The sequence below is a fragment of the Streptomyces sannanensis genome, from assembly GCF_039536205.1.
In the GTDB taxonomy this organism is placed as follows: Bacteria; Actinomycetota; Actinomycetes; order Streptomycetales; family Streptomycetaceae; genus Streptomyces; species Streptomyces sannanensis.
The window spans coordinates 5,612,224-5,638,991 of the sequence record NZ_BAAAYL010000001.1; the positions used below are offsets into that span (position 1 = coordinate 5,612,224).

Annotated in this window: 24 protein-coding genes and 2 pseudogenes; 16 read left to right on the forward strand and 10 right to left on the reverse strand. The window is 70.6% G+C overall.

The window, feature by feature from the left end:
* Nucleotides 1-321 precede the first annotated feature (321 nt).
* The 4 genes from ABD858_RS26190 to ABD858_RS26205 all read left to right on the forward strand — a co-directional run bounded on the left by ABD858_RS26190 (nt 322) and on the right by ABD858_RS26205 (nt 3,709).
* On the forward strand, nt 322-1,026 hold the full coding sequence (locus tag ABD858_RS26190; RefSeq protein ID WP_345041912.1) for a hypothetical protein: 705 nt from the start codon (nt 322-324) through the stop codon (nt 1,024-1,026).
* A gap of 687 nt (nt 1,027-1,713) precedes the next feature.
* Entirely contained in the window at nt 1,714-2,049 is a 336-nt protein-coding gene (locus ABD858_RS26195) for an ArsR/SmtB family transcription factor (protein ID WP_345041915.1), read from the forward strand.
* 61 nt (nt 2,050-2,110) lie between these two features.
* A complete protein-coding gene (locus ABD858_RS26200) occupies nt 2,111-2,725 on the forward strand; it encodes a methyltransferase family protein (protein WP_345041918.1) in 615 nt (204 codons plus the stop codon).
* A gap of 360 nt (nt 2,726-3,085) precedes the next feature.
* Complete coding sequence (locus ABD858_RS26205) at nt 3,086-3,709, forward strand: hypothetical protein (protein ID WP_345041921.1); 624 nt, start codon at nt 3,086-3,088, stop codon at nt 3,707-3,709.
* A 168-nt stretch (nt 3,710-3,877) separates the two neighbouring features.
* On the opposite strand, the pseudogene ABD858_RS26210 reads toward ABD858_RS26205, so the two are convergent.
* Nucleotides 3,878-5,601 (reverse strand): annotated as a pseudogene (locus tag ABD858_RS26210) (MFS transporter).
* Between the two features lie 690 nt (nt 5,602-6,291).
* Here ABD858_RS26210 and ABD858_RS26215 point away from each other — a divergent pair.
* From ABD858_RS26215 to ABD858_RS26235, 5 genes are all read left to right on the forward strand, one after another.
* Complete coding sequence (locus ABD858_RS26215) at nt 6,292-7,107, forward strand: MerR family transcriptional regulator (protein ID WP_345044879.1); 816 nt, start codon at nt 6,292-6,294, stop codon at nt 7,105-7,107.
* Nucleotides 7,070-8,296, forward strand: coding sequence for a glycosyltransferase (locus ABD858_RS26220; protein ID WP_345041923.1), 1,227 nt, complete (start codon nt 7,070-7,072; stop codon nt 8,294-8,296). Before ABD858_RS26215 ends, ABD858_RS26220 begins: the two co-directional genes overlap by 38 nt.
* Nucleotides 8,297-8,515: 219 nt before the next feature.
* Entirely contained in the window at nt 8,516-9,220 is a 705-nt protein-coding gene (locus ABD858_RS26225) for a hypothetical protein (RefSeq protein WP_345041925.1), read from the forward strand.
* A 31-nt stretch (nt 9,221-9,251) separates the two neighbouring features.
* Complete coding sequence (locus tag ABD858_RS26230; protein WP_345041928.1) at nt 9,252-11,303, forward strand: sensor histidine kinase; 2,052 nt, start codon at nt 9,252-9,254, stop codon at nt 11,301-11,303.
* Entirely contained in the window at nt 11,293-11,973 is a 681-nt protein-coding gene (locus ABD858_RS26235; protein WP_345041930.1) for a response regulator, read from the forward strand. The genes ABD858_RS26230 and ABD858_RS26235 overlap by 11 nt, the downstream gene beginning before the upstream one ends.
* 835 nt (nt 11,974-12,808) lie before the next feature.
* Here ABD858_RS26235 and ABD858_RS26240 read toward each other — a convergent pair.
* On the reverse strand, nt 12,809-13,540 hold the full coding sequence (locus ABD858_RS26240; protein WP_345041933.1) for a ferritin-like domain-containing protein: 732 nt from the start codon (nt 13,538-13,540) through the stop codon (nt 12,809-12,811).
* A 684-nt stretch (nt 13,541-14,224) separates the two neighbouring features.
* Between ABD858_RS26240 and ABD858_RS26245 the strand changes: the two are divergent.
* Together ABD858_RS26245 and ABD858_RS26250 are read left to right on the forward strand one after the other, a co-directional pair.
* Nucleotides 14,225-14,617: pseudogene (locus ABD858_RS26245) on the forward strand (UTRA domain-containing protein); the annotation flags it as partial.
* A gap of 132 nt (nt 14,618-14,749) precedes the next feature.
* The gene (locus ABD858_RS26250; RefSeq protein WP_345041935.1) at nt 14,750-15,040 is read left to right on the forward strand and encodes an Imm32 family immunity protein; all 291 of its coding nucleotides are present in this window, start codon (nt 14,750-14,752) and stop codon (nt 15,038-15,040) included.
* A 339-nt stretch (nt 15,041-15,379) separates the two neighbouring features.
* Here ABD858_RS26250 and ABD858_RS26255 read toward each other — a convergent pair whose 3' ends face one another.
* From ABD858_RS26255 to ABD858_RS26285, 7 genes are all read right to left on the reverse strand, one after another.
* Nucleotides 15,380-15,757 carry a hypothetical protein gene (locus ABD858_RS26255; protein ID WP_345041937.1) on the reverse strand — a complete coding sequence of 126 codons (378 nt, stop codon included), beginning with the start codon at nt 15,755-15,757 and terminating at the stop codon, nt 15,380-15,382.
* 419 nt (nt 15,758-16,176) lie between these two features.
* Nucleotides 16,177-16,770, reverse strand: coding sequence for a GNAT family N-acetyltransferase (locus ABD858_RS26260; protein WP_345041940.1), 594 nt, complete (start codon nt 16,768-16,770; stop codon nt 16,177-16,179).
* Nucleotides 16,771-16,870: 100 nt separating this feature from the next.
* Entirely contained in the window at nt 16,871-17,236 is a 366-nt protein-coding gene (locus ABD858_RS26265) for a peptidase inhibitor family I36 protein (protein ID WP_345041942.1), read from the reverse strand.
* Nucleotides 17,237-17,397: 161 nt separating this feature from the next.
* Nucleotides 17,398-18,810, reverse strand: coding sequence for an FAD-dependent oxidoreductase (locus tag ABD858_RS26270; RefSeq protein WP_425586255.1), 1,413 nt, complete (start codon nt 18,808-18,810; stop codon nt 17,398-17,400).
* Entirely contained in the window at nt 18,807-19,991 is a 1,185-nt protein-coding gene (locus tag ABD858_RS26275) for an MAB_1171c family putative transporter (protein ID WP_345041944.1), read from the reverse strand. The genes ABD858_RS26270 and ABD858_RS26275 overlap by 4 nt, the downstream gene beginning before the upstream one ends.
* A gap of 3 nt (nt 19,992-19,994) precedes the next feature.
* Nucleotides 19,995-20,525: a toxin-antitoxin system, toxin component gene (locus tag ABD858_RS26280; RefSeq protein WP_345044884.1), complete on the reverse strand. Its 531-nt coding sequence runs from the start codon at nt 20,523-20,525 to the stop codon at nt 19,995-19,997.
* Between the two features lie 59 nt (nt 20,526-20,584).
* On the reverse strand, nt 20,585-21,223 hold the full coding sequence (locus tag ABD858_RS26285; RefSeq protein WP_425586256.1) for a helix-turn-helix domain-containing protein: 639 nt from the start codon (nt 21,221-21,223) through the stop codon (nt 20,585-20,587).
* A 286-nt stretch (nt 21,224-21,509) separates the two neighbouring features.
* Here ABD858_RS26285 and ABD858_RS26290 point away from each other — a divergent pair, with 286 nt between their 5' ends.
* Entirely contained in the window at nt 21,510-22,139 is a 630-nt protein-coding gene (locus ABD858_RS26290; protein ID WP_345044889.1) for an MmyB family transcriptional regulator, read from the forward strand.
* Here ABD858_RS26290 and ABD858_RS26295 read toward each other — a convergent pair.
* Nucleotides 22,041-23,219, reverse strand: a complete 1,179-nt coding sequence (locus ABD858_RS26295) for a PQQ-dependent sugar dehydrogenase (RefSeq protein ID WP_425586348.1) — start codon at nt 23,217-23,219, stop codon at nt 22,041-22,043. The genes ABD858_RS26290 and ABD858_RS26295 overlap by 99 nt on opposite strands.
* Nucleotides 23,220-23,500: 281 nt before the next feature.
* Between ABD858_RS26295 and ABD858_RS26300 the strand changes: the two genes are divergently transcribed.
* The 4 genes from ABD858_RS26300 to ABD858_RS26315 all read left to right on the forward strand — a co-directional run bounded on the left by ABD858_RS26300 (nt 23,501) and on the right by ABD858_RS26315 (nt 26,728).
* On the forward strand, nt 23,501-24,808 hold the full coding sequence (locus tag ABD858_RS26300) for a hypothetical protein (RefSeq protein WP_345041948.1): 1,308 nt from the start codon (nt 23,501-23,503) through the stop codon (nt 24,806-24,808).
* 52 nt (nt 24,809-24,860) lie between these two features.
* The gene (locus tag ABD858_RS26305; protein WP_345041950.1) at nt 24,861-25,760 is read left to right on the forward strand and encodes a ribonuclease BN; all 900 of its coding nucleotides are present in this window, start codon (nt 24,861-24,863) and stop codon (nt 25,758-25,760) included.
* A 193-nt stretch (nt 25,761-25,953) separates the two neighbouring features.
* The gene (locus ABD858_RS26310) at nt 25,954-26,376 is read left to right on the forward strand and encodes a DUF6325 family protein (protein WP_345041951.1); all 423 of its coding nucleotides are present in this window, start codon (nt 25,954-25,956) and stop codon (nt 26,374-26,376) included.
* A 64-nt stretch (nt 26,377-26,440) separates the two neighbouring features.
* The gene (locus ABD858_RS26315) at nt 26,441-26,728 is read left to right on the forward strand and encodes an SHOCT domain-containing protein (RefSeq protein ID WP_345044891.1); all 288 of its coding nucleotides are present in this window, start codon (nt 26,441-26,443) and stop codon (nt 26,726-26,728) included.
* The last annotated feature ends 40 nt before the right edge of the window (nt 26,729-26,768 follow it).

A 26,768-nucleotide genomic window follows, 5' to 3' on the forward strand; every position in this document is an offset into this window, starting at 1 on the left:
GGACGGTGCGCAGGGCCCTGGACTCCGCTTGGCCGGAGCCGCGCGGAGGCTTCCGCCGCGGCTGTCGACGCTGGATCCGTGCAAGGCGGTGATCGACAGGATTCTCTGGGCCGACCTGGATGCGCGCGCAAGCAGCGGCACACGGTCACCCGGATCTTCCACCGGCTGATCGAGGAGCACGGCGCCGACGTGTCCCACCCGATGGTCAGGCGGGCCCGTCCGCTCCCGTTGAGGCGGTCACGGCACTTTCCCCGCAGCGCAACCATGAGCGGCCCTCAGGCATCATGATCACCAACCAGGCATCCACGAGAAGGGGCATCCGTGCACGCAGACAGGCGCTGGGCCAGATCCGCCGTCGCCGCCGCGGGGGCGGTGATTGTCTTCACCACTGCCTGCGAGGGGCCGTCAGCCTCGGCAGACGGGGACAAGGGCAACCCCTCGCCCGGAGCTTCGGCGCAGGTGACGCGGACGCACAGCCCTCCGGCGGCCACGAAGAGCTCGCCGAACCCCGGCTTCGCGGCCTTCCAAGGCAAGCCCTGCCCAAAGCTCACCGCTGTCGACAAGAGCAACGGCTACCAGATCACCACGGTCGCCAGCCCGCGCGAAGGCATCACCGTCCATCCCGGCGGCGAACCGCAGACCGTCCTCGTCAAGCTCTGCAACACCACCGGCAAGGAACTCCGCGACATCGCGCTCTCCGCGCAGGTCGAGTGGAACTACGCGGGCGAGCGGCCGCCCAAGCTGACGGTGGAACGACGTGAGGCCCCCGATGGCGACTGGCACCCCGTCGAGCTGGTCATGGCCAACGACTACCAGCCGTTGACCGGCGCTTCCGGTGCGCGGGACCTGCCCCCTCACGGCACCCGCACCGTGGAGTACCGGATCAGCGCCGCCGAGGACGCCCCCGCAGGCCAGGGAGGGTTCGATATCCATGCCGTCCGGGCCGACGCGGACCCGCTCGATATGGAGGACATGCGGGGCGGCGGCAGCGGAGGATTCCCGCTCACCACCGACCCTCGCGAGTGATGGGCCCGACGGCATCCCACCTACGGGGTCCACTGGGAATCCCCACGATCGGGTGCGGGGCCCACACACGACGAGAGCAGGCCAGTGAATTCCTTCGGCCCCCACCTCGACGGCTCGCCGTCCTCACGGGCGGCGAGCCGTCTCACGACCCGGCGGTGGCCGGGCTGCTGCCCGCGCCGCTGGAGGACTTGAACACCACGATCCTTCTGCACGAGCGGGGTGCGCATATGCCAGTTGGGCGGCCTACAGGATTCCTGTGGGTTGCCCTTCCGCTTCGGCGGGACTCTCGTGTCGTGACCATCACCTATGGTTCCGAAACGGACGCGGAGGGCGGCATGGGTGACATCCTGCATGTCCCGCACGGCCGCGACACCATCGAGTGCGCCACGGCGTATCTCGGCTGGCCCGTGGCCATCGGGCACCGCCACCGTACGGGCTCAGGCTGCACCTGCCAGGACTCCGACTCGCAGGCGCCCTGCGCCACTCCCAGCACCCACCCCTCGGAGGCTGCCGTCAGGCCGCTGGAGCGAGGCGAGCTGATCGAGTCCGGTCCGCGCCGCCGGTACTTCAAGCCGTCTCCGGAGGCGATCGCGGAGCGGACCAGCCTGCTCGCGCCTGGGGCAGCAGACGCTACCCCATCGACAATCCATTGTTTCCTGAATTCAGGACCCTGTGTACTATCGGGGGGTGCTGACAGTCGCCCCTGACATCGAGGTGCTGGCCCGCTTCGGCCGCGCCCTTGCCGATCCGATCCGCTGCCGGATCCTGCTCGCCCTGCGCGAGGCCCCGGCCTACCCCTCCGATCTCGCCGAAACCATCGGCGTCTCCCGGACGCGGCTTTCCAACCACCTCACCTGCCTCCGGGACTGCGGCCTGGTCGTTGCGGTGCCCGACGGCCGTCGCACCCGCTACGAGCTGGCCGACGCTCGCCTGGGCCACGCGCTGGACGACCTGCGCCAGGCCGTCGTGGCAGTCGAGAACGACAAGACCTGCGTGGACGCGGAGACGAAGGGTTGCTGCTGATGACCTCCATATGCTGCCGCCCGGGATGTGTCAACTGCACCCCGAGCGTAAAGGCCGGGAAGTGAACGGCTGGGCCTGGGCGGCACTCGCCCTCTACCTCGCCTGGGCCGGGACCGCCTTCGGTATCCGTGCCGCACTCCAGCGGCGCCGTACCGGCGACGCAGGATTCCGAGGCATCTCCGGCCGCCCCGGCACGGCCCCCTGGTGGGCCGGCATTCTTTTTGTCACCTCCCTGCTCGGTGGCGCCGCCGCCCCGGCGGCAGCCCTCAACGGGCTGCACGCCCTGCCCGGTAGCGAAATCACGCCGGTGCAGTGGACGGGCCTGCTGCTCTCCCTGGCCGGGATGGCCTTCACCCTGGCCGCGCAGACGAACATGGGCGCCTCGTGGCGGGTGGGCGTGGACGTCGGCGAGCGCACCACGCTGGTCACCGACGGACTCTTCGCCCACGTCCGCAACCCGGTCTTCACCGCCATGACCGTCACCGCCGCGGGCCTGGCCCTGATGGTGCCGAACTGGATCGCCGTCTTGGCGCTGGTGGCCCTGGTGGCGGCCGTTCAGCTGCAGGTCCGCGTCGTCGAGGAGCCGTACCTCGCGGCCGTGCACGCAAAGGCTTACGCCGCTTACACCGCCCGGACCGGACGGTTCCTTCCCGGTATCGGCAGGCGAACAGCCTGACCGGGAACAAGCAGGGGCAACCACGGCGGGCAGCCGCAATGGCTGCCCGCCCTTGTCATTCCTCGTCGGTTGCGCCCGGTTCACGAAGAGGCCACAGACCCCAGGCAGGTCCGGGAGCTGGAAGGAGTACCGGCCGAGCATGTTGATGTGGTGCCGCGCGAATGGCGAAAGCCGGGCCACGTCCTCGTCACGGACGTCGAATCCGTCTTCCAGCAGCCGGTCCTTCGCGTACAACCTGGGCTGATCGGGGGCAGACACATGATCCGGCGGATCCAGTCCCAGCCGCAGCGGAATGATCGGCGTGGGGGTTGGCACGGGAGCACCACTGCCCCGCCTGGCAGACCTGGAGGGGAAGCGCACATGCGTAGTACTCAACCAGCACGGCTGTTGATCGCCACCCTCACGCTGCTGGCCGCGTGCACGGCGCATCGGTCAGCGGATGCGCCCAGCCCACCGCCGGCCACGTCCCGGTCTCCGGCCGGTCAGCCGGCCGGGCCCGACCGTACGGACGCCTCGGCGGGCACCGCGACCAACCCGCGGTCGATCCGGTGCGGTCCGCACGAGGCGCACATCGAGCAGCCGGTCCGCCGCTCCGCCGACGATGTCGTGGTCGGCCCGCTGAGCTGGCCGGACCTGAAGACCTGGGCCACCGCCGACCCCAGGGACTTCGCCGTATCCGGCGACGACTTCAAGATCGGCGTCCAACTCCGGGCCGGCACAACCGTCACGGTCGCCGTCGCCCCCGAGGCGCGGGCGTATGCCGGTCTGAACTACGGCCAGGCATGGTCCTACAGCCCCGCCCAAGCCGTCACCTTCCACGCCTGCCCGAACACCGACACCACCTTCATCGGCGGCTTCCATGTCGAGGGCCGCCGGTGCGTTCCCCTCGACCTCGCCGTCGGCGACGCAACTCCCACCCGCATCGTGGTCTCGTTCTTCAACGGCCCCTGCCCTCGGAGCTCCAGCGCTCGGCAGAGTTCATGAGGACCGCCGCTCAGCCGTCGGCCGGCAGGGCGCACCCCAGCTCCGTGCGGGCGTACAGCACCACTCCGGGCCCGGTGCAGTATGTCCGCCTCCAGTACGGCCCGCATGCGCGGCCGGTGCGGGGCCACGGCCGGCGTCCAGTACGCCTCCACCGTGTCGGCGATCGCGTTACGCAGCCGTACCGGGCCACTGGCGAGCGCGGCCGGCCGTGGCGACAGCGGCCGGCCCGTGTAGGCGGTCCGTACTTCGGCCGGCGCCTTGTCCGGCGGGATGGCCCGCACCCGGGCCGGCCGATGCCGTCCGACGTGCCGTCACGCCGCTTTCGTGGCCGGCAGCCGGCGGGTGAAGGCAAAGCCGGCCAGGGTGATGGCGCAGGCCGCGAGGACGCCTGTCTTGAGACCGACGAGCTGGGCCGCCGTGTACTCCTCGACCAGGGCGTCGGCCTCCTGCGGAGGGACGGACGTCCTGGCGAGGGCGGTGCGGACGTCGTCGGCGCGGACGAAGCCGATGCCGGACTCGATCCGGATGGCGGTCTGCTGCTGGACGGCTTCCGAGATCCGTGGGTCGGCGGCGACCAGCGAGCCGAACGCCGCGGTGAGCGCGCCGATCAGGACGGAGCCGATGAAGGCGGTGCCGAGTGACGAGCCGAGGTTCTGCGCGGTGTACTGCAGGCCGCCGACCTCGCTGCGGTCCACCTCACCGACGCTGGACTGGACGATGTTGCCGAGTTGGGAGGCGAGCAGCCCCATGCCCAGGCCCAGCAGCCCCATCGCCCAGGCGAACGACATGTCGTCGATCTTGGGCTGAAGGGTGGCGAGCAGCCACAGGGTCGAGGCCATGAGGACCAGCAGGCCGGCCCTGACCACGGTTCGGGGCGAGGCGAGGCGTCCGAGCAGCGGTCCGCTCATGGAGGCCACGAGCATGGTGGCCGACACGGGCAGCAGCCGCAGGCCGGTCTGGAAGGCGTTCATGCCCTGGACGACCTGGAGGTAGAGGGGGATGGCGAAGAACAGCCCGAGCAGGATCAGGTTCTGGCTGAGCAGCATGGCCAGACCCGAGCGCAGGGTGGGGATCACGAACAGCCCGAACCGTACGAGGGGCACCCGGCCGTGTGCCTCCCGGCGTCTTTCCCAGGCCTCGAACAGGGCGAGGAGGGCGATGCCGGCGGCGATGACGAAGGGGGTCGGGGAGAAGCCGAAGACGGTCACCGGGGGGTTCCTCGGCTTCAGCCAGCCCCAGGAACTGCTCTGGAGAATGCCCAGGACGAGCAGGAACAGGCCCGCCGCCGACAGCAGCGCGCCGAGTCCGTCGAGCCGTGCCCGCTCCCGCGTGCCCGGGGCCGGATCCGGTGGGATCCAGCTGATCACGAGCAGGATGGCAGCCACCACCACGACCTCGCCCGCGAAGACCAGCCGCCAGGTCAGATAGGTCGTCACCCAGCCGCCGAGCAGTGGCCCGACCGCGATCCCCGCTCCGGCGAGCCCGCCGATCACGCCGTAGGCGACGGCGCGGTCCCTTCCTTGGTAGGCGCCCGCGACCAGGGCCGCCAGGGCCGGCAGCACCAGGGTGGCGCCGAGTCCCTCGATGACCGACCAGCCGAGTGTCAGTACCCACAGCACCGGAGCGACAGCTGTGATCGCCGAACCGATGGCGTAGACGACCAGCCCGGTCGTGAACATCCGGCGGCGCCCGAACAGGTCACCGAGCTTCCCGCCGGTGATCATGAATGCGGCCATGACCAGTGTGTAGAGGGTGATCACGGCCTGGATGGCGGTCACCTCGGTGTTGAAGTCCTCGACCAGCCGACTGATCGACACATTCATCACCGAGGTGTCCAGCACCATCAGGAACTGCGCCGTCCCCAGCACAGCCAGCGGCCTCCACTTTCCCACCGAGCCTCCAGGAGCGGGTTCCCCTGTCCCGGCTCGGACAGGGTCGATGTCCTGCACAGCAAGCTTGGGGCCACCGCGGCGGCTGGGACGGGAGCGGCACTCCGGTCCACGACTGGGCTGGTCCTTCTCCCCGTCGCGGTCGCCGTCACCGTCGGCGCGCACCTGGGCTCGCATCTCGTCACCCGCCTTGGCCGGCGCCCGGTGGGGTCGCTCGCCTTCGTACTGGCGGCCGTCGGCGCGTGCCTGCTGACCGGGCTCTCCGCCGACAGCAATGTCCGGACCGCGCTCGTACCCGGCTTCGCGCTGCTCTCGTTCGCCCTCGGCGCGGCCTTCGTCTGCGCGACCACGGCCGCCATGAACGGCTTGCCGCACCGGGACATGGGGCCGGCCTCGGGCCTGGTCAGCGCCTCCCATGAACTGGGCGCGGCACTCGGCGTGGCGGTCATCTCCACCGTCGCCGGCACGGGCCTCGAGGGCGAGGGCGCGGGTCCGGTCCCCACCGGCGGTTTCGGCGACGCCTTCACCGCGTGTGCGATCGTCGCGGCGGCGGTCGCCGCGCTGGGGACACCGCTGCTCCCGGCGGGCCGTCCCGACCCGGGGCAGGGGCCGGTCATGGCGCACTGGGGGAGGGCCTGCTTGACCCTCACGCCACGTCAGGCTTCACAGTGCAGGGGAACGAAAGGCGATGGTATGAGCTACTCGGTCGGGCAGGTCTCCGGATTCGCGGGGGTGACCGTACGAACGCTGCATCACTACGACACCGCCGGACTGCTGACTCCCAGCGACCGCAGCCCCGCGGGCTATCGGCTCTACAGCGACGCGGACCTGGCCAGGCTGCAGCAGATCCTCTTCTACCGGGAACTCGGTTTCTCCCTCGAGGAGATCGGGGCCATCCTGGAGGATCCGCACGCCAATGCGCTCGATCATCTGAGGGAGCGGCACCGGCTGCTGACCGAGGAGATCGCCAAGCTGCAGAGGCTGGTCGAGGTCGCCGAACAAGCCATGGAGGTACGGCAGACGGGAGTCGAGCTGACTCCCGAGGAGCGGTTCGAGGTCTTCGGGGAGGTCGCCTTCGACCTCAGCTACGCGACGGAGGCCCACCTCAAGTGGGGGCGGAGCAAAGGCCATCAGGAAGCGATGGCCCGCGCCGCGACCCATACGAAGGCGGACTGGCGGCAGATCATGACCGAGGCCGCCGCATGGCGGACCCGGCTGATCGCCGCATTCGACTCCGCGGAGGACGCGGAGAGCGACCCGGTCATCGCTCTCGCCGAGGAGCACCGCCGGCACATCACCCGCTGGTTCACGCCCTGCCCACCGGAAATGCACTGCCGCATCGCCGACGACTACGTCGAGGACGCCCGTGCCTTCGCCTTGGTCGTACCCCCTTCCGAGCAGCGGCCCGGCCTGGCCCGGTTCCTGCACACGGCCGTCCACGCCAACGCCGGACGGCTTTCCGAGGAGTCCTGTGAAGATCCTGATCATGGCAGCCGGGTCCCGCGGTGATGTCGCCCCCTACACCGGTGTAGGCGTCCGCCTCCGGGCGGCCGGTCATGAGGTCGCGCTGGCCACGCACCAGAGCTTTGCCCCGATGGTGAAGGAGAGCGGCCTGGAATTCCGTGTGCTGCCCGCCGATCCCCGCACCGGTCCGCCCACTGCCGACGGCGAGAAGCGTGGTGGTGGGTCCCTGCTGCGCAAGGCGTCCGCCTTCGTCCGGGAGCTGGGCGCGGGCATTGCCGATGCCGCCGGGCAGGGTGCGGACCTGTTGCTGCTGTCCACCACGACGGCTCCGCTGGGCTGGCATGTGGCGGAGGCGATGAACGTGCCCGGCCTGGGCCTGTATCTGCAGCCGGTGGCACCCACCGCGGCCTTCCCGCCCGTGGTGGGCGGGGGAAGGTCCCTGGGCCGCTGGGGCAACCGGGCCGCGGGGCGGCTGTCGCTGCGGGTGGTCGACCGCATCCACGCGAGCGCGGTGAAGGAGCTACGGGCCCGGCTGGACCTTCCCCCCGCCGGCCCGAGGGCGGTCCGCCGCCGTCAGGAGAGCGCCGACTGGCCGGTCCTCCATGGCTTCAGCCCGGCCGTGGTACCCCGACCGCCCGACTGGCGCGCAGGCCTGGAGGTCGTAGGCAACTGGTGGCCCCACGTTCCGGAGGACCACGAACTCTCCGCAGAGCTCGAGGACTTCCTCCGGGCCGGCCCGCCGCCCGTGTTCATCGGCTTCGGCAGCATGGCCGGTGGCGAGGGGGAGCGGCTGAGCGATCTGGCCGTACGGGCACTGCGCCGGGCCGGGGTCCGCGGGGTGCTCCAGGCCGGCTGGGCAGGGTTGGCGGCATCCGGCGACGACGTGATGACCGTCGGCGAGGTGCCGCACGCCTCGCTCTTCCCCCGGATGGCCGCGGTGGTCCACCACGCCGGCGCCGGTACGGCGGCCGCGGGTCTACGGGCCGGGGTCCCGGTGGTGCCGGTGCCGGTGATGGCCGACCAGCCGTTCTGGGCCGGGCGTCTCACGGCGCTCGGCGCGGGCACGGACCCGATTCCCTTCCGGGAACTGTCCGTCGACCGGCTCGCGGAGGAGATCAGGCACGCGGTGGGGGAGCCGTCGTACCGGGACGGAGCAGCGAGGGCCGCCCGGCGGATGGGCGAGGAGGACGGCGCGGGCGCAGTGGCCGAGGCGGTCGCGAGGTTCTGCGCGTAGCCATGGGCCTTTCTCCCGGCCCCGACGATGGGTGGTCCGTTCCAACAGCCGGCCCGTCGTGACGTCCCGGGAGGACGGGACGGCGGGCCCATGTGCCCGGGACACCGGGCGCGGCACCGTAGGGAACGCACGGGGGTCCGGGACATGGGCGGGGAGAACCGCAACGGGGGCCGGACCCCTGTGCACGGCGACACCGCGCACGAACCTCAGGGGGAAGCAATGTCCGCACCACTCTCCGAACCGTTCACCGCCGGCATCGGGAACCCGCCGCCCAGGGCGGTCGCCGAGGGCCGGGGCTGGGCCTGGGGCGGGCTCGTCGCCGGGCTCGCCGGGCTGCTGCTCATCTTCGCGTCCGGGCCTCTTTACCCGTTCGAGGAAGCCGACATCATCGACAACGCGAAGATGGTGGCGCGCTTCGACGACGCCGCCATGTGGTGGGTGTTCGCCACCCAGGTCGCGTTCACCGTGGCCGCCTTCGGTGCGGTGATCTTCGGCGCCGGGCTGCGCCGCAGGCTGGACAAGCAGTGCCCGGCGGGAAGCCTGGTGCCGGTGACCGCGTTCCTCGGGATGGTGCTCGTCGGGGTGATGAGCCTCGTCGGGGCCGGCATGGGAACCGAGTTGTTCCACAACCTCCGGATGCGCGACAAGACCGACCCGGACACGATCATCGCGGAGGCGGCACAGATCGGGACGTACGGCTGGCTGTGGGCGGGGCTGCTGCTGACCGCCTTCGCACTGGTCGTCGCCGCTTTCCGGCAGGGCGCGGTGAGCCGGTGGATCGGTGTGGTCAGCCTGCTGTTCGGGCTGCTGCTCCTGGTGACGCAGCTGACCCCGTTCCAGTACATGGCGCTCTTCGTGGGCTTCCCCTATCTGCTGGTCCTGGGCGTGGCGTTCGCCTTCGGGCGGGTTCGTACCGCGGAGTGACACCATGACGGTGCCCTGGGATGCTTTGCCCGTGGGGGGAACAAGAGCATCGACCGGGAAAAAGCACGACATCGACGGCGGGGGCCACCGGGCCGCCGCCGTCGGCGTGCTCGTGACGGCATGGGGACTGGCCGCGACGGCCCTCGTGCTGATGGCCAGGGCGGGCGCGCCATGGACCTCGGACCAGTGGTACTTCCTCGTCGACACGGCGGACGCGCTGGTGTACGGGCTGGTCGCGGCCGTCGTACTGAACCGCAGGCTGCACCCGGTGGCCTGGCTCGTGGCGCTGACCGCCGTCGGCGGGGGCGTCGCGGCGGTCACCGCCCAGCTGGTGGCACTGCGGCCGGCCGACGAACTCCCGCCGTCCTGGGCGGTTCTGCAGGGCACGGCCTGGGTCCCGGGGACCCTCGCGCTGACCCTCGTCGTGCCGTATCTGGTGTCGGCCGGCCGGCCGGCGTGGCCCGCCAGGGCCGCGATGGCCGCCGGGACCGCGGTGATCGTCGCCTTTCTGGGCGTACGGCTGACCGATCCCTGGCCGTGGCCGGAGAGCGGCGAGCCGGTCGCGCCGCTGGCGGTACGCGACGAGAGCTGGGCCCGGCTCACCGAGCCGGTCCAGACCGGTCTGTTCGCGGCGGCTGTTGTGCTCGGGCTGGCCGCGGCGGCCCACGCCGCGTACCGCCGCTACCGCGATCCCGCGGCGCGCGGCCTCGGCTGGCTGGCCATCGGTACCGCGCTCATCGCGATCACGTTCCTGCCGCTGGTGCTCTGGCCGGAGAGCCACAGCCGACTGCTCGTACTCTTCACCCCGCTCACCCACCTCGCCTCCCAGGCGTTCTTCCCGGCAGCCGTCCTGGTCGCCGTACTGCGGCAGCAGCTGTGGGGCATCGACCTGGCGATCAGCCGGACCCTGGTCTGGTCGCTGCTCACCGGGATGCTGGTGGCCGGGTACTTCGTGACGGTGGCCGTGCTCGGGCTGGTGCTGCCCGGCGAGGGAACGCTGGGCCGGGTGCTGGCCACGGCCGCCCCCGCCGTCGGGATCCAGCCCGCCCGCGGCTGGCTGCAGCGCCGCGTGGACCGGCTCGTCCACGGAGAGGCCGCGGCCCCCGCGCTCAGCCGGGTCGGCCGCCACCTCGGCAGCGGGGCCACGCCGGAGGAGGTGCTGACCGGGATGGCGGAGAGCGTCGCCACCTCGTTCAACCTCGGCTCGGTGAAGGTCCTCGACTCCGAGGGAGAGCCGCTGGCCGTCGTCGGGGACCAGGACGTCCTCGGCGCCGACCTCCTCGAAGTCCCTCTCGTGGTACGTCAACAGGCCGCCGGGACCCTGCTGGTGACCACCCGCCCCGGCGAGCGCTTCGACCGGCGGGCCCGCGCCTCCCTCGACGAGGTCGCCCCGGTCGTCGCCACAGCCGTCCATCTCGCCGCCGTCACCAGGGCGTTGCGTGAATCACGCGGTCGTCTCGCCGCCGCCCGCGACGACGAACGCCGCGCCCTGCGCCGCGAACTGCACGACCAGCTCGGCCCGGCACTGGCCGGCATCGGACTCGGCCTGGCGGCCACCCGCAACCTCCTCCCCGCCGGGGCCGACGCCGCGGACACCCTGCTGGCCCGGCTCCGCACGGAGGTCGACGCCCAGGTGGAGGAGGTCCGGGTGCTCGCCAGGGGCCTGATCCCGCCGGTCCTGACCGAGCTGGGCCTCGTACCGGCGCTGCGCGAGCTGGTGATGCGGTACGAGGCGGACGGCCTGGCGGTGGTCGTACGCGACGAGGGCGGCCCGGACGTCCCACCGGAGGTCGCGGGCGCCGCGTACGCGATCGTGGCGGAGGCCATCCGCAACGTCTCCCGGCACGCCCGGGCCCGCACCTGCGTCGTCGAACTCGCCGGGCGCGAGGCCCTGACCGTGGCGGTCGAGGACGACGGCCACGGCATCGCGGAAGGCACCCGCCCGGGCATCGGCACCCAGTCCGTTCGGGAACGGGCCGAAGGCGTCGGCGGAACGGTCGGATGGGGCCCGGGCCGGGACGGCCGGGGCACCCGGCTCGTCCTCCGCGTCCCCCTCCAGGAACGGGCGGACCATGTCAACTGAGCACCCTCGAAGCGAACTTCTCACCGTCGTCGTCGTGGACGACCACCCGGTCTTCCGGATGGGTATGAGCGCATTGCTCGGCTCCCTTCCCGGCCTGTCGGTGGTGGCCGAGGCCGAGACGGTCGAGGGCGCGGTGGCGGCGGCCGAGGCACACACCCCGGACGTCGTCATCATGGACCTGCACCTGGGCGCCCAGGCCCCGTCGGGCGTCGACGCCACCCGCGAGATCCTGCGCCTCCGCCCCGCCACGGCCGTCCTGGTGGTGACGATGCTGGACGACGACGACTCGGTGTTCGCCTCGATGCGTGCCGGGGCCCGCGGCTACCTCCTGAAGGGCGCCGCCCCCGCCGAGATCGACCGCGCGGTACGGGCGGTGGCCAACGGCGAGGTGATCCTCGGCCCAGCGGTCGCCTCCCGCGTCATGGCCTACCTGACCGGTCTGCACGCCCCCGGCGCGGCCCCGGTCGCCCTCCCGGAACTGACCGCCCGCGAACGCGAGGTGCTGGACCTGGTCGCCCGCGGCCTCGACAACCTGGCGATCTCCCGCCGCCTGGTACTCAGCCCGAAGACGGTCCGCAACCACCTCTCGAACATCCTCACCAAACTCCAGGCCGCGAGCCGTGCGGAGGCGATAGTCCGCGCCCGTCAGGCCGGCCTGGGCGGCCCCTGATCACGCACCCCGGCCGAACCCCCGGAACGGCTCATGGATGAGCGCTGCGAGCGTTGTGGTTTACGAGGACACGTACGGGTCGGAAACGGCAGGATTTGGGGCTGATGCCGGATTCTGTCTCAAGGCCGTAGAACACCTCCTCGTGATGTTCACGGAGGCGCGCCTGCGATTCGGTCAGGCAGCAACCCGCTGCGAGGACTGCGGCTCATACATGGCCGTGGCTGGAGTCTGTACACACTGCGATTGGGAAGACCCAAACTACCAACCCACCGAGCGCCAGCCAGTCTCAGACGAGGAGAGGGCGAGGCGCATGGCAACTCCGTGCACTCCGAGCTCGGACATCTCAACGTTCATGAGCCCCCACGACCTCTGACAGAGGCGATATGTCTGGTAGCCGTACAGCAATGGAGTACAGCAACCAGGCGGGCCGCAGATGACCGACCATGCCCCCGGGAAGCCGTCCGACCAGCTCAGGAGACCTCAGCGACCGTCCCGCCCGTAGTTCGCATCGAGGGGTTGGGTCGGCCGGCGAGTTGACTCAGCCATTAAGACTCCGCCGACCTCACGGGTACGCTGTTCACGATGAGGTCGTCCGCACGGTAAAGGGCGTGCCCCGGGGTGCGATTTGGGTCGCCTGCCTCATCACCCAGCCGCTCCACCAACTCCGCGGGCCCGTGCCACTGTCGTGCCATGACAGACGGGGAACCACGGGGAATCCGAGTGTCTGACGGACACTCAGCCGTACTCTGGCCGATGCCAGGAACTTGCAGGTCACCCATGTGATCGCCCAACCTCGCTCCTAAAGAGGTTGTAGGAAGCGGTGGGTTGTCTCTTGTCAGCCCGCGCTCGTCCATGCATCTGGGCGGGGCACCAGCACTGCGGAGACCACCGTGTGGGACGAGGTCATGACATCTCCCACGAAGCGCAGGCGTCCGATGTCGAGTCGGCGCAGTGCCAGACCGTGGTCGGCGGCGACGACGAGAGAGACCGCGAGCAGAAGAAGTCGCCACAGGGCCATCACCGGGCGGCGCATTGCACGGGGCAGCTCCGTCAGGGAGGCGTGTAGTCGCTCGCAGTGGAACGGGACGTGGCGCTGCTCGTCGGACAGGATCCGCCCCGCCACATCCGCAGTGAGCGCGTCGTCGGTGCCATCGCGCAGCGCCCGGTAATAGCGCAGCGCCACTACTTCCGCGATCATCAGCAGCAGCAGCTCCATGCGCAGGCTCATGAGACGCCGCAGCCGTACGAAGACCGCGTCGCTCCAGTGCCCAGTCAACGTGGGCATGCCCCCCGCAGCCAGCAGCCGAGCAAGCAGACGGGCGTGGTTCTGTTCCTCGGCGATGAAGAGCCGGACCGCCTGCCCGTAGTCGGCGTCGCCGGCCTGGTCCGCTTTGCCGACGAGGTTGGCACCGTCACCGTCCTCGCCGACCTGGAAGCGCTGGATGCTGGCCCACACCGCGGGATGCAGCGTCGCGCTTTGCCCCCAGTCCGGATCACCCTGGGCACGCCTGCGCTCACACTCGTCCTCGAACCGCCTGGTCCACTTGGCGAAGTTGCCCGTATGCACCCGGTCTCCCCTCTCCGGAACACAGCCAACGTGCCCCGGAGAGGGACGACGCAGGCGGACACCGAACCGTTCCACTACTGCCAGGCGCCCACAGTTCACAGATTCACATGCGCGCGCCGGGCGAGAGGCCTGCCGGTCCCCTCGTGAACGGCCACTTCCCAGTGCAGGTTGACATCAGCAGCTGACATCAACGTCGTCGGACAATGATGGATCCGGGTAGTCATGGGTGGATCAGCAACCGCCCTGGAACACGACTACGAGCAGCCCACGCGCTCCGTTGATCGAACTCCTAAAGCGGTACTCGGCCGACCGTGGACTATCCGTGGAATCGTCCCGCCTGATCTGCCACGTCCAGGGCCGTAACCTGCGACGTTGCCCAGGTCCCAAGGGCCTCCGGAGCCGTGTGCGGAGAAGCCCCGGACTCAGTCCGGGGCTTCTCATCGTCGTTGGGTGTGCGTTGCTCGCTAGCCGAAGGCATCCGCCGGCAGCACGGGGCTGCCAGCGCGGGTTTCCGGAGGACTTGGACCCGGCAGGCGGCGACCGCGGCTTTCCGCTACGCGCAACGTGTCCTGCAAGGTTCCCGAGAGGTCCGTTGCCAGGGCCCGCAGCTCTTCCGGGTCGGTCTTCCTGTCGCCGATCACGTCGGACGCGTGATCCAAGAGTACGGCCGCCAGGCCGAGCTGTATCGCCGAGGGCGACCTGTGTGTCCGGACCGTGTACGAGTTCCTCGCCGACGGCCGGCCCGTGCAATTGTCGACGAGTTGGGAGCCGTACGACCTCACCGGCGGCACTCTCGTCGTACTGCCTGAGGGTGGGCCGCATGCCGGTGTGGGTGTCGTGAACCGTATGGCCGCGATTGGGATCACTGTCAGCCATGCGGTGGAGCAGCCGGAGCCGGCGCAGGCGAGTGCAGAGGAGGCGTCACTCCTCGGGATCCAGAAGGGCTCCCTCGTGACGCACATCCGGCGGACGTACTACAGCGATGAGGGGCGGCCCGTGGAGACGGCCGACATCGTCGTACCTGCTGCGCTGTGCGAGATCGTCTATGAGGTGCCTGTCAGCCGACGGCAGGATTAGTTGGCTGCGCGGGTGCAGGCGTGGTGCGTCCGCCCGCCAGTCCGGTTTCCCACTGGTGTGCTGGGTGCGGTGCGTGGGTCAGGACCACCCCCGACCTTCGGGGCCTGTCCGGGCAGCGGCATCATGCGTTCCATGACTTCCGGAACCGGCTCAGCTCCGATCGAGAGCACTCACGTCACGGCCGCCGCTGAGGGCGCCGCGCTCGTCTTCACATGGGATGCCGACGCGCGGATCGAGGTGCGGAACCTCGGGGGAGAGGTCGTCATCGAGGCGAATGCCGTGGGTCTCAGGACGCTTGCCGGGCATCTTCTGGTGCTGGCCGGCGAAGGAGTTCCGGATGGAGCCCATCTGCACCTCGAAGACAGCAACGGACTGGAAGACGGGTCCGTCGGCCTGGTCTTGGAGCGCAGCGACGAAGAGTGAGCGGGCCGCTTGTGGTCGTCGCCGGAGCTGTCATCCAAAACTGACATCAACGACGGCAGATGGCAGCGGTCGTACGCGGCTTGTCGTGGCAGGGGTGAGCAGCAGCCCGCCCCCAGCAGCGGCATGATGGGCGAACTTACAAAGCAGATGTCGGCGGTTCGAAACCGTCCGCGCCCACCAGCCCAAACGCCCCAGCAGCGACTCGCTGCGGGGGCGTTGACGGCAGAACTTGGCGGCAGCCGCGGCATGGGCCTCCCATTGCGGACCCCGCACCGACGGTCCCACCCTGTATTCTCGACCACCAGAAAGGTGCCTTGCTCTCTGCAGCGGATGCCGCCGCTATGCCCCTGCCGCGCGGCCGCCCCGGACCGGGACCGTACGGGCCGGCGGGTCACCCGGCTGCACGCGGAACTGGGAGGTCAGTTCCCGACCCGTGCTGGCCAGCACCCACTGCCGGTTCACGACCCGGCCACCGACCTCGAACTCGTTCCGCAGGACGGGAAGTTCGAGCATGCGGGTGAACCACTCCGCCGCGCGCTCCGCGAGGAAATCGGGCGTTCCGGAACTCTCGATCGCCGTTTCCGGGTTCCGCTCCAGCGTGTACAGCTGATCACGGAATTCGCCTCCGACGAGACGGGAGCCGGTGAAGAACGCGCCCACGGTGAGAATGTGTGCTTCCGGATCGGAATCGGGATCGTAGAGCTCCAGGGTGACCATGAGTTCGGTGCGGTTCTCGAAGACCGCGAAGCTCGCGAAAGTGTCGTCGGGATCGCAGGACCACGCGCCGGATTCCGCCCGCTCACGGAGAGCGGCGAGAAAGCGAAGCCCCCCTCGGTGGCCTCCAGCTCCGGGTCGGGCTCGAACCAGACGGGGCCGGGGATTTCGTGCTCGTTCATGACGCTGCTGCCTCGCAAGGCCCCGGAAAGGGGCCGTGAATGAAGTGACCTCCCCGCGCGCGGCCCGGCCCCCGGCCGGGCCTGCGCTCCTGACAGGGGCCTGGCCTCACGTGTCCGTCCCCGCACCCGCGGGGATGGTCCTTACAGCGGCCGCGGGGTGTGCGTCACCCGCAACTGCTCCCTGCGCCTGCGGGGGATGGTTCTTGCTCGCCCGTAACACGGCGGTATTCTGACAGAGAGTCAAAGCCGCGCGCTCAGGCGTGCCTTTGCTGCAGGCCACTCCTCGGCGAGCAGGGAGAAGTAGACCGTGTCCCGCCAGGTGCCGTCCGGGCGTCGGCGGTGGCGGCGCAGTACGCCTTCGCGCTGGGCACCGAGGCGGGCGATGGCGGCCTGTGACCGGTGGTTCATGTGGTCCGTCTTCAGTTGGACGCGTCCCATGCCCAGTTCTTCGAAGGCGTGCGTCAGCAGCAGCAACTTCGTCTCGGTGTTGACGGCCGTTCGCCGGAACGCATGGCCGTACCAGGTCCAGCCGATCTCCAGACGCTCGTTGGGCGCGTCGATGTCCATGAAGGTGGTCCAGCCGGCCGCCTGCCCGGATGCGCGATGGATCACGGCGAACGGGACGTACTCGCCACGCTCCGCGGCTTCGAGTAGTGCGCCGAGCTTGGCCCCGAGCTCCTCTTGCGTACGAGGGGTCGGCCCGCCCTGCCAGCGCCAGACCTCGTCGTCCCCGCCTCCTGCCGCGAAGAGTTCGCCGAGATGTTCCATCGTCAGCGGTACGAGTTCCACGTGGTGGCCGGTCAGTCTTACGGGCTGCGGTGTCTTGGCGGGCATGGTTCGACACCGTAGCCACTTGGGGGTCGCGGTGCCCGGCCGGGAAGCCCCGGTCGGGCACCGCGTGAGTCTTCTCTCACTGTCGGCCGGTCGGACCGGCTCAGCAGCCACCCGGGGCGACCGCGTCGATGCGGCCACCGAAGTCGCCCAGGTACCTGGAGCGCCAGTCACCGGGGTTGACGGTGCGCCGCTCGGCGGTGCCGTCGCCGTGGTAGTCGATGAAGCAGGCAGGGGTGTTCGCGTTGAACGACCCCACATGGTCGTGGAGGTTCGGCGGCATGTCGCGGTAGCCGCTGTTGGCGGTCCACTCCCAGGTGTCGCCGGAGAATCCTTCCTTGCTCCAGAAGCAGATGGATCCTCCGCTGCAGGGCGGTGGGCCGGCCGGGGCGGCGGCCGCGCCTGAGGCGGGTACGAGGAGGGCGGTCAGGGAGAGGACGGCGGTGCAGGACCAGGAGCGCAGTTTCATGGCGGTTCTCCATGGTTGTTCGGAAAGATCAGGGTTGAGGTGACATCGACGAAATGTCGATGCCTTTTCATGATCCCGATGTCATTGCCGAACTCACCAGGTGTAGCCGCCATTTATCACTCGAAGGGGGACGTCCGGTGGCGCCCCGGCACCGGACGCCGTCATCGGCCGCCCAGGACGCCGCGTTCCCGCTCGGTGAGGGGCGGGCTGCTCAGGCGCGGGAGCAGCGGCCCGCGCAGGACGGCCAGCAGCACCTCCGGCCGGAGCAGCGCGGTGGCCGGGGCCGACAGGGTCATGACGTCGAACAGCGCCTTCGCGACCAGGGGACGGCCCGTCGCGGTGAGCATGAGACGGTCCAGGTATCCACGCAGTGCCCGGGCCGCCGCGCCGGGCTGCTTTCCGACCGCCCCGGGATAGAGGATGTCCTGCCCGGTCGCGAGGTCCCAGGCGACGCTCACGGGGCGGGCGATCGCGCGCTGCACACGGCGCGCGGTCCCGGCGGACCTGAGTCCGTGAGCGCGCAGTTCGTCGCGCAGCGCGAGTACGCCCTGGGCCGCGACCGACATCCCGTGCCCGTAGACCGGGTTGTACGTGGCGACCGCGTCGCCGATCGCGATGAATCCCTCGGGCCAGTCCCGGACCTTCTCGAAGTACCGCCGCCGGTTGACCGTGCTCCGTGTGACGACGACGTCGGTGAGGGGCTCGGCGCGGGCGATGAGTTCGCCCACGACGGGGTGGCGGACCCCGCGGGCGAAGTCCTCGAACTCGGCCACGGAGTCGGTCGGTTGTCCGTTCCGGGTGCCCGAGAGGGTGACCAGCCAGCGCGCGTCCTCGATGGGGACGATGGTCGCCGTCTGTCCCGGGCGTGGCTCGCGCGCGTCGGCCTGCACATTGACGACGGGGTAGTCGGCGGTGCCGTCGGGGGCGCGGAAGATGCGGGTGGCGTACGCCAGACCGGAGTCGACCTTCTCCTCACGGACCGGTCCGACGCCCAGTCCGCTCAGCCAGACGGGTGCCCGTGAACCGCGGCCTCCGGCGTCGACGACCAGCGCGGCCTCCAGCAGTTGCTCGCCGCCGTCGGGGGTCCGGACCCGGACGCCCGACACCCGGCCGGAACTGCCTTCGAGGCCCAGCGGTTCCGTACGGTCCCGGACGGTGATGCGCGGGTCGGTCATGACCAGTTCGCGTACGGTCCAGTCGAGCAGGTCACGGCTGCAGGCGAGCACGAACTGCATCTCGGGCCAACGGCGGAACCAGCCCTGCGCGGACATCGACACCAGCCCGGTGGGCAGCGGAATGCGGCGGGCGCCCGCGGCCAGCAGCCTCTCGGTGAGGCCGGGCAGGAGGGATTCCATCGCTCGGGCTCCGCCGGACCACAGGAGGTGGGCGTGGTGTGCCTGGGGCAGGCCCTTGCGGGGCACCGCCCCGGTCGGCAGGGCGTCGCGCTCGACGACGGTCACGTCGTCGGCGAACCCGCTGAGGGCGGCGGCGGCCAGCATGCCGGTCAGTCCGCAGCCGATGACGACGGCTCGCCGCGGGGCCGTGTTCCGGCGGGTTTCGACAGGTGCGCTCACGGGTGGGCCGCTTTCTCACTCGGCAGGGCGCGGGCCGCTGCGACGATGGGGGAGTGGCGCAACGCGAGGGACATCCGGACAAGATCACGGTGTCCCTCGTCCGCCCCGGTGGGGTACGCCTCGGCGGCGCCGATGATCTTTCCCTCGGGGTCGGCCGATCGTGCCTGGAGCGCCGCCACCAGCATCGCGGCGTCCGCGACGGCCCCGGCCTGTTCCGGATCGGCCCCTGCGCCGACGGCCTCTTCGTGGGCCCGTGTGCGCAGCGCGCGATCGAAGTACGGGTAGAGGTTGAGAATGCCGTCGTGGATGTCCGACTCGCGCTGGGTGACCCGGAGGATCGCCGGTGACCACCAGGAGATCCGCACCGGCCGGGGGCCGTGGGGCGCGCCGGCGCGCAGTTCGCGCCAGAGCTCCCCGAGCTGCCGGTACGTCGTCCAGGCGCTCCACTGGTCCGACAGCCGCCCGCCGATCAGGGGCAGTACGAAACCGATCGCGCAGAGCAGCGCCGCGGCTGACGCCAGCGGCGGCGCCGCGTTCGTGCTGAGGAAGTCGAGGTCGTGTCCGGCCCAACGGGCGAAGACCGCGGTGAACTTGGTGACGTCATAGCCGAGATTGAAGACGTACCCGAGCACGATGGTCACCAGACCCGCCCGCAGCCAGCCGTGGACGCGCCGCGACCAGCGCAGGCACAGCACGGTCATGGCGACGGCCGCGACCGTGTGCGCCACGAGGTACAGCACGATCATCTCGCGGATGTACGGGGTCGTGGCGTAGTACGTGTCCAGGTCCCGCAGTCGTTCCTCGGGGGCCTCGCCGAGGCAGAACAGGGCCACCGTGGCCACGATCACCACGCTGTAGCCCGCGATCCAGCGGCGTGTGACGCGCCGTGTCTTCTCCGGCGGTCCGCCGCGCCAGTTCACCATCAGCACCAGGCATGACGTGCTGAAGGCGCTCAGGAGCGAATAGACGAGCGGGGCGGAGATGTTGCTGATGCCGGTGAGCCTGTTCACCTCGGCGATCGTCGGCGGCGCGGCGAAGAAGAAGACCGAGGCGGCGAGCAGGAGCAGGACACACACCGAGCGCAGCAGGGGGTCCCGCCAGGAACGCCGAAGCGCCGGAAGCTTGCACGCCAGGGCGAGCCCCACAGCGGCCGCCGGGATGTAGTAGTCCGGACCGTTCACCTGTCAGCCTTGTGGCTTCCGGTATCCCAGGGACGCCTCGATACGGCCCGCGACGGCGTCGCGCACGACCGGGCCGCGGGTGCGCGGACCGGCCAGCCGGGAACGGCACTTGCTCGCCAGCAGCAGCCCGAAGCTCTCGGCCTGCTGCTCGTCGCTCAGATCGAAGCGGGTACGGGCGGCCACCTTCAGTACGGTCGCCGCCACGTCGGCCTCGCCGGACAGCAGCCGGGCCGCGACTCCGGCGCCCTCGACGTGGTGGCTGCAGTGACCGGCGTGCATGTGCCATAACTCGTGCCCGAGAATGACGAGTTGATGGTCCGGAGCCGTGCGCTCCTCGATCACGATCAGGTCCTGGTCGGCCATGTCGAGCCACAGTCCGCTGGCCGTTCCCGGGGGGAACGAGGTCATGCGGTAGCGCACCGGCCGACCGCGGCGCCTGCTCATTCCGTCGCACAGGGCGGTGTACAGACGGGCCGGCTCGGCGTAGACGGGGAGGTCGAGTCCCGAGATCAGTTCCTCGCACAGCCGGTGCATTTCCTTGCCTCTGGCCACCGTTCTCCCCGTCAGTGATGTCTGAGGTGTCGTGATCCGCATCAGCTCTCGGGCCGCTTCACATTCTCCAGCAGCATGTCGAGCCACTCGGCGACCTTGTCCCGGTGCTCGTCCGTGGGCAACTGGGCCGCACGCCAGGCGATTCCCCGGACCCCGTGGTCCTGGAGAATCCTCTCCAGCGGAGCCTCCTGCTCGCGGTCCGCGAGTATCTGGAGGAACTCCTGCTCCTTGCGTTGCAGCGCGCCCACGAGAGCCTCGGGCTCCTCCGCGGTGAGGAACCCGGCGTGCACTGTGAAGAACCTCTGAATGGCGTCGCAGTGCTCCATGGTGGGCCGCCGGTCGCCGTTGATGAGGGCACCCGCCTGCTGGCGTGACATGCCCGCCCCGTCGGCGATCTCCTGCTGGGTGTACGGGCGGCCATTGGGCTTCAGGCGGGTCCTGCGCAGCAGGTCGAAGCGCTGGAGGAAGCGTGTCTGCAGATCTGGCCGGCCGGCGGGACGCCCGTCGAGCAGGGCCCTGACCGCATCGGCGGGAACGCCCGACGCCTCGGAGAGACGGCCCACGTCGAAGACCTCGCTGTGGCCGATGCCGAGCTTGTCTGCGAGCCTGGCGACGCGGGCTACGGTGGCCGGCAGAGGGTCCGTGGCCGCCGGGCTCGACACCGAGATGCCGTCTGTCACCAGTAGATCTCCTAGATCCCGCGATCCCTCCGCACGCGTGTGCGGCTGCCCCGGGAGGGTAACCGGTCTTCGCTCCCACGACCATGCCTTGCCACAGTTGTGGCGTGAATCAGGTGCTCAACGGCGGGTAATGCCACGATGGTTGACACTCGTCGCCTCCGGCATCAGGATCGCCGCACTGGTGGTGTGGCAGTGAGACCGCGGGGGGACCGTCCTGGTGGCGAATGACGTGGTGGTGGAGTGGCCCGGAGCCGCGGGACGCGGCACTACGAGGTACGACTGGTCCGTGGTCGCGGGCAGAGCGGAACGCGCCTATCTGCGGGACTACGCCACGATGATGGAGGCCGTTCCCTTCCCGTCCCTGGTGTTCGACCACCGTTGGGACGTCGTGCTCGGCAACTCGGCCTTCGACGAGCTCTTCCAGGGCATCGGGCCCCATCCGACGGCCATGCCGCGCCACAACTTCCTTCGCTTCGTCCTGTTCCATCCGGACGCGGGCTCCGTCCTCGCCGACCATGAGACGAGCTGGTGCCTGCCGATGCTGGCACAGTTCGCCGCGGCGATGGACGCCCATGGCGACGACCAGGGCCTGCAGGACCTCCGCCGGGACATCACACGGGACCCGATCATGGACGCCGCGTACCAGCAGGGGCTGCCGCGATGGGTCCGTTCCGTCGGCGCGGACGTCGTGCGCCAGGACGCCCCTCTCCGGCCGCTGCACCACCCGGACTCCGCACGGGGCCGGACCCTCTGCAGGGTCGTCAGCGAGTCCTCGCCGACCCTGGAGGCCCTGGGCTTCACCCGGATGACCCTGGTGTTACGGGAGCCCGCCCGCGTGGCGGGAGGCGACAGGCCGCGCCGCCGGAGCGCTGCGCGGCACGAGCGGTCCCATCTCCGTACGGTGCCGGCCCGCTGACCACCGGCTGCCCGCCGCGCCGCGCAGCCCCAGTGTCACCTCGAGCACCTTGTCCTCGCCGGCGGGCTTGTGGCCGTTGCGGTCCGTGTTGGTCGTCGACAGCCACAGGGCGTTTCTGCCCGGGACCTTCTCGACGGTGCGGAGCCGGCCGTACTTGTTGGTGTAGTACGCGACGGGGGTGCCCACGGTCGTGCCGCTGACCGGGATGCGCCACAGGCGCTTGCCGTGCATGGCGGCCATGTACAGGCTGCCGGCGGCGTAGGTGAGGCCGCTCGGTGAGGCCTCGTAGTTCTTCCACTGCGCCTTGGGGTTGGTCATTCCGGCGGTGGTGCAGGCCCCCTCCTTGCAGAGGGGCCAGCCGTAGTTCCTGCCGGGCCGGATGAGGTTGAGCTCGTCGTCGAAGTTGCCGATCTCGGACGACCACAGACGGCCCTGCGCATCGAACGCCAGGCCCTGCGGATTGCGGTGACCGTAGGAGTAGACGTAGTTGCCGAACGGATTGCCGGGCGCCGGCCGGCCGTCGACGGTCAGCCGCAGGATCTTCCCGTTCAGGGAGTTCTTGTCCTGCGCGAGAGCGCTCCGCAAGGCGTCCCCGGTGGCGGCGTAGAGATAGCCGTCGGGACCGAACTTCAGCCGCCCGCCGTTGTGGATGGTCTCGGTCGGGTTCTTCTTGATCCCGGTGAGCAGCGACCGGTAGCCGCCGAGCCTGGATCCGTCGTACGTCATCCGGGCGATCCGGTGGCCCTCGGCGGCCGTGTGCAGGAGGTAGATGTAGTGGTCCCGCTGCCATGTGGGCGACACGGCGATGCCCATCAGACCTTCCTCGATCTTGCTGCTGACCGCGTGCGGCACCGTGCCCACCAGCTTCTTGTCGCCGCTCCGGGTGAGCCGGAAGAGCTTCAGCGAGTTCCGTTCGCCGATGAGCGCCGAACCATCGGGCAGCCAGCCCAGCCCCCAGGGAACGGTCCACCCGGTGGAGACGGTCCTGACGCCGACGGGTTCCGTCGCCGCGAGGGCCCGGGGCGGCAGAGGCGCGGCGCGGCCGGTGCCGGCGGACCCCACCAGCAGCCCCGCGGTCATGGCCGTCGCGGCCCCGATGACGGTCGCCGCGCGACGCGGCCAGGTGAGAGTGGGCACTGGCAGTCTCCAGAAGCTTCGGCGATGTGCTCCGGAGCGTAGGCCGACGGCTTCCGACGGAAGCGCAGACAGCTCCGGCGGATCACCCTTGTGGCGCCGGTCCGGGGATTCGCGGCACCGTGCGGCCGGTTCGCCCGTTCGGCCCGTCCAGGCGTGCGCCGTCCGGGGAGAGGGCGCGGAATGGGGGGAGACAGACGGCCGCGGTCCCCGCCCCGGGAGTACAGATGACGACGACGCCCCCGCCGCCGGAAGAGCCCGCAGAGCCGTCGTCCGCACCCGCTCCTCCACACCCCTCGGCGACGGCACGGGCCGGGCGGAGTGTGGCCTCGGCCGTGCTGATCGTCCTCACCTGCATCCTCGTTCCCATTTCCGTACTGGCCGTCTGGATGCACAACTTCGTCCTGGACACGAACCGGTACGTCGCCACCGTCGCGCCTCTGGCGAAGAATCCGGCGATCCAGGACGCCGCGGTCGCGCGCATCGCCCAAGCGGTGGATGTCCGGGTCAACGGACTGGAGGTGACGACCGACCTGGCGAACTGGCTGAAGTCGCAGGGTCTGCCTCCGCGTGTCGCGGACCTGGTCCAGAACCTGACACCCCAGTTGGACGCGGCGATCAACAGCCTGACCGAGAACGTGGCTCGCGGCTTCGTCCAGAGCGACGAGTTCGCAACGGTCTGGACCGAGGTCAACCGGATCGCCCATACAGCCGTCGTCCACGCGCTCACCGGTCAGGGACGGGGAGCGATCGGCGTCGAACAGGGCACCGTGGTCCTGAACCTCGGTACGGCCGTCGACCGGGTCAAGAAGGAACTCGTCGACGCCGGGCTGACGCCGGCGGCGAGCATCCCCGAGGTGCACAAGACGTTCGTGCTGTTCACGTCGGACAAACTCGCCGAGGTGCGGGACGCCGCGTACTGGCTCGGCGTGGTCGGCAACTGGCTGCCCTTGGTGACCGTACTGCTCGGCGCGGCCGGGGTGCTGCTGGCCCACCGGCGCAGACGCGCCCTGGCGCGTACAGCCCTGGGTGCCGCCGGCGCCTGTCTGATCGTCGCCGTCGCCCTGGTCGTCGCCCGTCGTTACTACCTCGACCACCTGCCCCCCGAGGTGCAGTCCAAGGCCGCCGCGGCCGCGGTCTTCGACGCTCTGCTGCGCTTCCTGCGCGTGACCCTCCGTACGGTGATCGTGCTCGGCGTCATCGTCGCTCTCGGTGCGTACCTGATCGGGCCCGGTCAGTTTCCGCGCGCCGTGCGAGGCACGACCGAACACGGCGCCGTCGTCGCGGCGCGCTGGGGATACGACCACGGGGTGCGCACCGGGCCCGTGGGCACCTGGACGGCGGATCACCGGCGCGGGCTCTCGCTCGGCGTACTGCTGGTGCTGGCCCTGGTCTTCGCCCTGTGGAACCACCCCACGGTGGGGACCGTGCTGCTGCTCGTGCTCGTCCTCCTCGCCGCGCTCGCCGTCATCGCCCTCCTGGCGGCGTCGGGACGCGTGACGCGGTCGGAGGAACAAGCCGCCCAGAACGTGTGACTGAGCGGCCGCCGTCTGCCGCCCGGCGGGCGCACCGAACGGGAGGTGGGCCGTGAGCGCCGACGACGAGCCTCGCGGAGGCTGGTGGCGCCGGCCGGCCGACCGGGGAAGGGCGCAGTGGTCCCGGCTCACGACGAGGTTTCCCAGGGTGATGCCGTTCACCGCCCGGTTCCTGGCCCGTATGACGGCGGTGAACACGGTGGAGGCCGCCATGCGCCTGGCCGCCCAGGCCTTCCTGGCAGCACTTCCGTTCCTCATCGTGGTCGCGGCGTTCGCTCCCGGGAGCATGCAGAACCTGCTGGCGGACTCGCTGAGCGACGTGACGGGCATCAGCGGCAAGTCCCTGGACGAGGTCAGGAAGGCCTTCACCGCCCAGGGGACTGCGCAGCAGTCGTACGGCGCGGTCGGCGCCCTGGTGACGTTGGTCTCGGCGACTGCCTACAGCCGGGCGCTCCAGCGGATCTGTGAGCGGTGCTGGAACCTGCCCAGGGCGGGGGTCCGGCCCGGGCTCTGGCGGTGGCTGCTCTGGCTGCTGGTCTGGCTGGCGGTGCTGCTGGTGCAGGCCCCGCTGCGGGACGGGCTCGGCGCCGGGTCCGGCCTCGGGCTCGTACTCTCCTTCCTTTCGGCCGTGCTCATGTGGTGGTGGACGCAGCACCTGCTGCTGGTGGGCAGGATCGGATGGGCGCCGCTGGTGCCGGGCGCGCTGCTCACCGGGACCGGCGTGGTCCTCTGCGGCTATGTCTCCCGCCTGGTGATGCCGAGGACCCTGGACCGCAGCCTGGCCGAGTTCGGCCCCTTGGGCGCCGTCTTCACCATGCTGTCGTGGCTCATCGCGGTGTACGTCGTCGTGGTGGTCGCCCTCACCCTCGGTCAGGTCGTCGCCACCTCCCGGCCCTTCGCCGTGTTGCTGGGAAGCCCGCGGCGCGGTAGACGGCCGCGGTCCGCGGATTGACCCGTTCGGCCCAATGCCCGGCTCCGCCCACCGCCGTCACGGAGAGGCGGCACGGCCCGCGCACCGTCGGGCTCCCGTGTCGTACACCGGGCATCGGCACGGAAGCGGCCGGTGGCGAGCCGGTGTGCGTGATGCTCGACTGAATGGGTGGGCGATCACCCGAAGTGATCAGCGGCGTCTACGAGGAGTCAGCATGGAGCTCGGACCTGTGGAGTATGCCGTCGTCGAATTTCCCGGCAGCCATTTCCACGGAGAGGTCATGCCGGAACTCGCGGATCTGGCACGCAAGGGCGTCATCCGCGTTCTGGATCTCACCTTCGTCAGGCGGAACGAGGACGGCTCGGTCGCCCATATGGAGCTGAACGCGCTGGCGCCCGAGGAAGCGGCACCGTTCGAGGCGATCGAGGGCGAGGTGCACGACCTGCTCAACGCGGCCGACATCGAGCTCGTCGCGGCCGGCCTTTCCCCTGGATCGTCCGCCGTCCTGCTCGTCTGGGAGAACCTCTGGGCCAAGCGCCTCACCGAGGCCGCCCGCCGCGCGGACGGCCGGCTTCTGGTCCATGAGCGGGTCCCCCATGAGGTCGCTCGGGCCGCGTTCGAGGCGCTGACCCCCTGACCGGCCGGCTTCGCGTGGACTGCCGTACCCAGCGAGAAGGAGGTGGATCATGCTCGGAAGACCCATGGCGCGCCGGGGCCCCGGACTGATTCGCGGCGCAGCGCGGACCGCCGTCGTGGCCGGTACCGCGACCGCGGTGTCCGGCCGTGTCCAGCGACGGCAGGAGGAGAGGTTCGCGCAGCAGGATGCGGCCCAGGCCCAAGCTCAGCAGGCGCAGGCGCAGCAGGCACCGCCCGCCACGCCGGGAGAAGACCTGCTGAGCCAGTTGGAACGGCTCGGTGCCCTGCGCGCCCAGGGAGTACTGACTCCCGAGGAGTTCGAGGCCCAGAAGGCCAGGCTGCTCGGCCGCTGAGGTCCCGCGGCCCCCGGGACTCACCCCTGCCGGGTGAGGC

What these genes read in the sequence shown, in the direction of transcription:
- ABD858_RS26295 (WP_425586348.1), bottom strand. Translation starts at nt 23,219, where the DNA reads ATGACCGCGGGGCTGCTGGTGGGGTCCGCCGGCACCGGCCGCGCCGCG.
- ABD858_RS26215 (WP_345044879.1), top strand. Translation starts at nt 6,292, where the DNA reads ATGAGCTACTCGGTCGGGCAGGTCTCCGGATTCGCGGGGGTGACCGTA.
- ABD858_RS26280 (WP_345044884.1), bottom strand. Translation starts at nt 20,525, where the DNA reads ATGCACCGGCTGTGCGAGGAACTGATCTCGGGACTCGACCTCCCCGTC.
- ABD858_RS26265 (WP_345041942.1), bottom strand. Translation starts at nt 17,236, where the DNA reads ATGAAACTGCGCTCCTGGTCCTGCACCGCCGTCCTCTCCCTGACCGCC.
- ABD858_RS26300 (WP_345041948.1), top strand. Translation starts at nt 23,501, where the DNA reads ATGACGACGACGCCCCCGCCGCCGGAAGAGCCCGCAGAGCCGTCGTCC.
- ABD858_RS26255 (WP_345041937.1), bottom strand. Translation starts at nt 15,757, where the DNA reads ATGGTCACCCTGGAGCTCTACGATCCCGATTCCGATCCGGAAGCACAC.
- ABD858_RS26235 (WP_345041930.1), top strand. Translation starts at nt 11,293, where the DNA reads ATGTCAACTGAGCACCCTCGAAGCGAACTTCTCACCGTCGTCGTCGTG.
- ABD858_RS26205 (WP_345041921.1), top strand. Translation starts at nt 3,086, where the DNA reads ATGCGTAGTACTCAACCAGCACGGCTGTTGATCGCCACCCTCACGCTG.
- ABD858_RS26260 (WP_345041940.1), bottom strand. Translation starts at nt 16,770, where the DNA reads ATGCCCGCCAAGACACCGCAGCCCGTAAGACTGACCGGCCACCACGTG.
- ABD858_RS26250 (WP_345041935.1), top strand. Translation starts at nt 14,750, where the DNA reads ATGACTTCCGGAACCGGCTCAGCTCCGATCGAGAGCACTCACGTCACG.
- ABD858_RS26225 (WP_345041925.1), top strand. Translation starts at nt 8,516, where the DNA reads ATGTCCGCACCACTCTCCGAACCGTTCACCGCCGGCATCGGGAACCCG.
- ABD858_RS26315 (WP_345044891.1), top strand. Translation starts at nt 26,441, where the DNA reads ATGGCGCGCCGGGGCCCCGGACTGATTCGCGGCGCAGCGCGGACCGCC.
- ABD858_RS26310 (WP_345041951.1), top strand. Translation starts at nt 25,954, where the DNA reads ATGGAGCTCGGACCTGTGGAGTATGCCGTCGTCGAATTTCCCGGCAGC.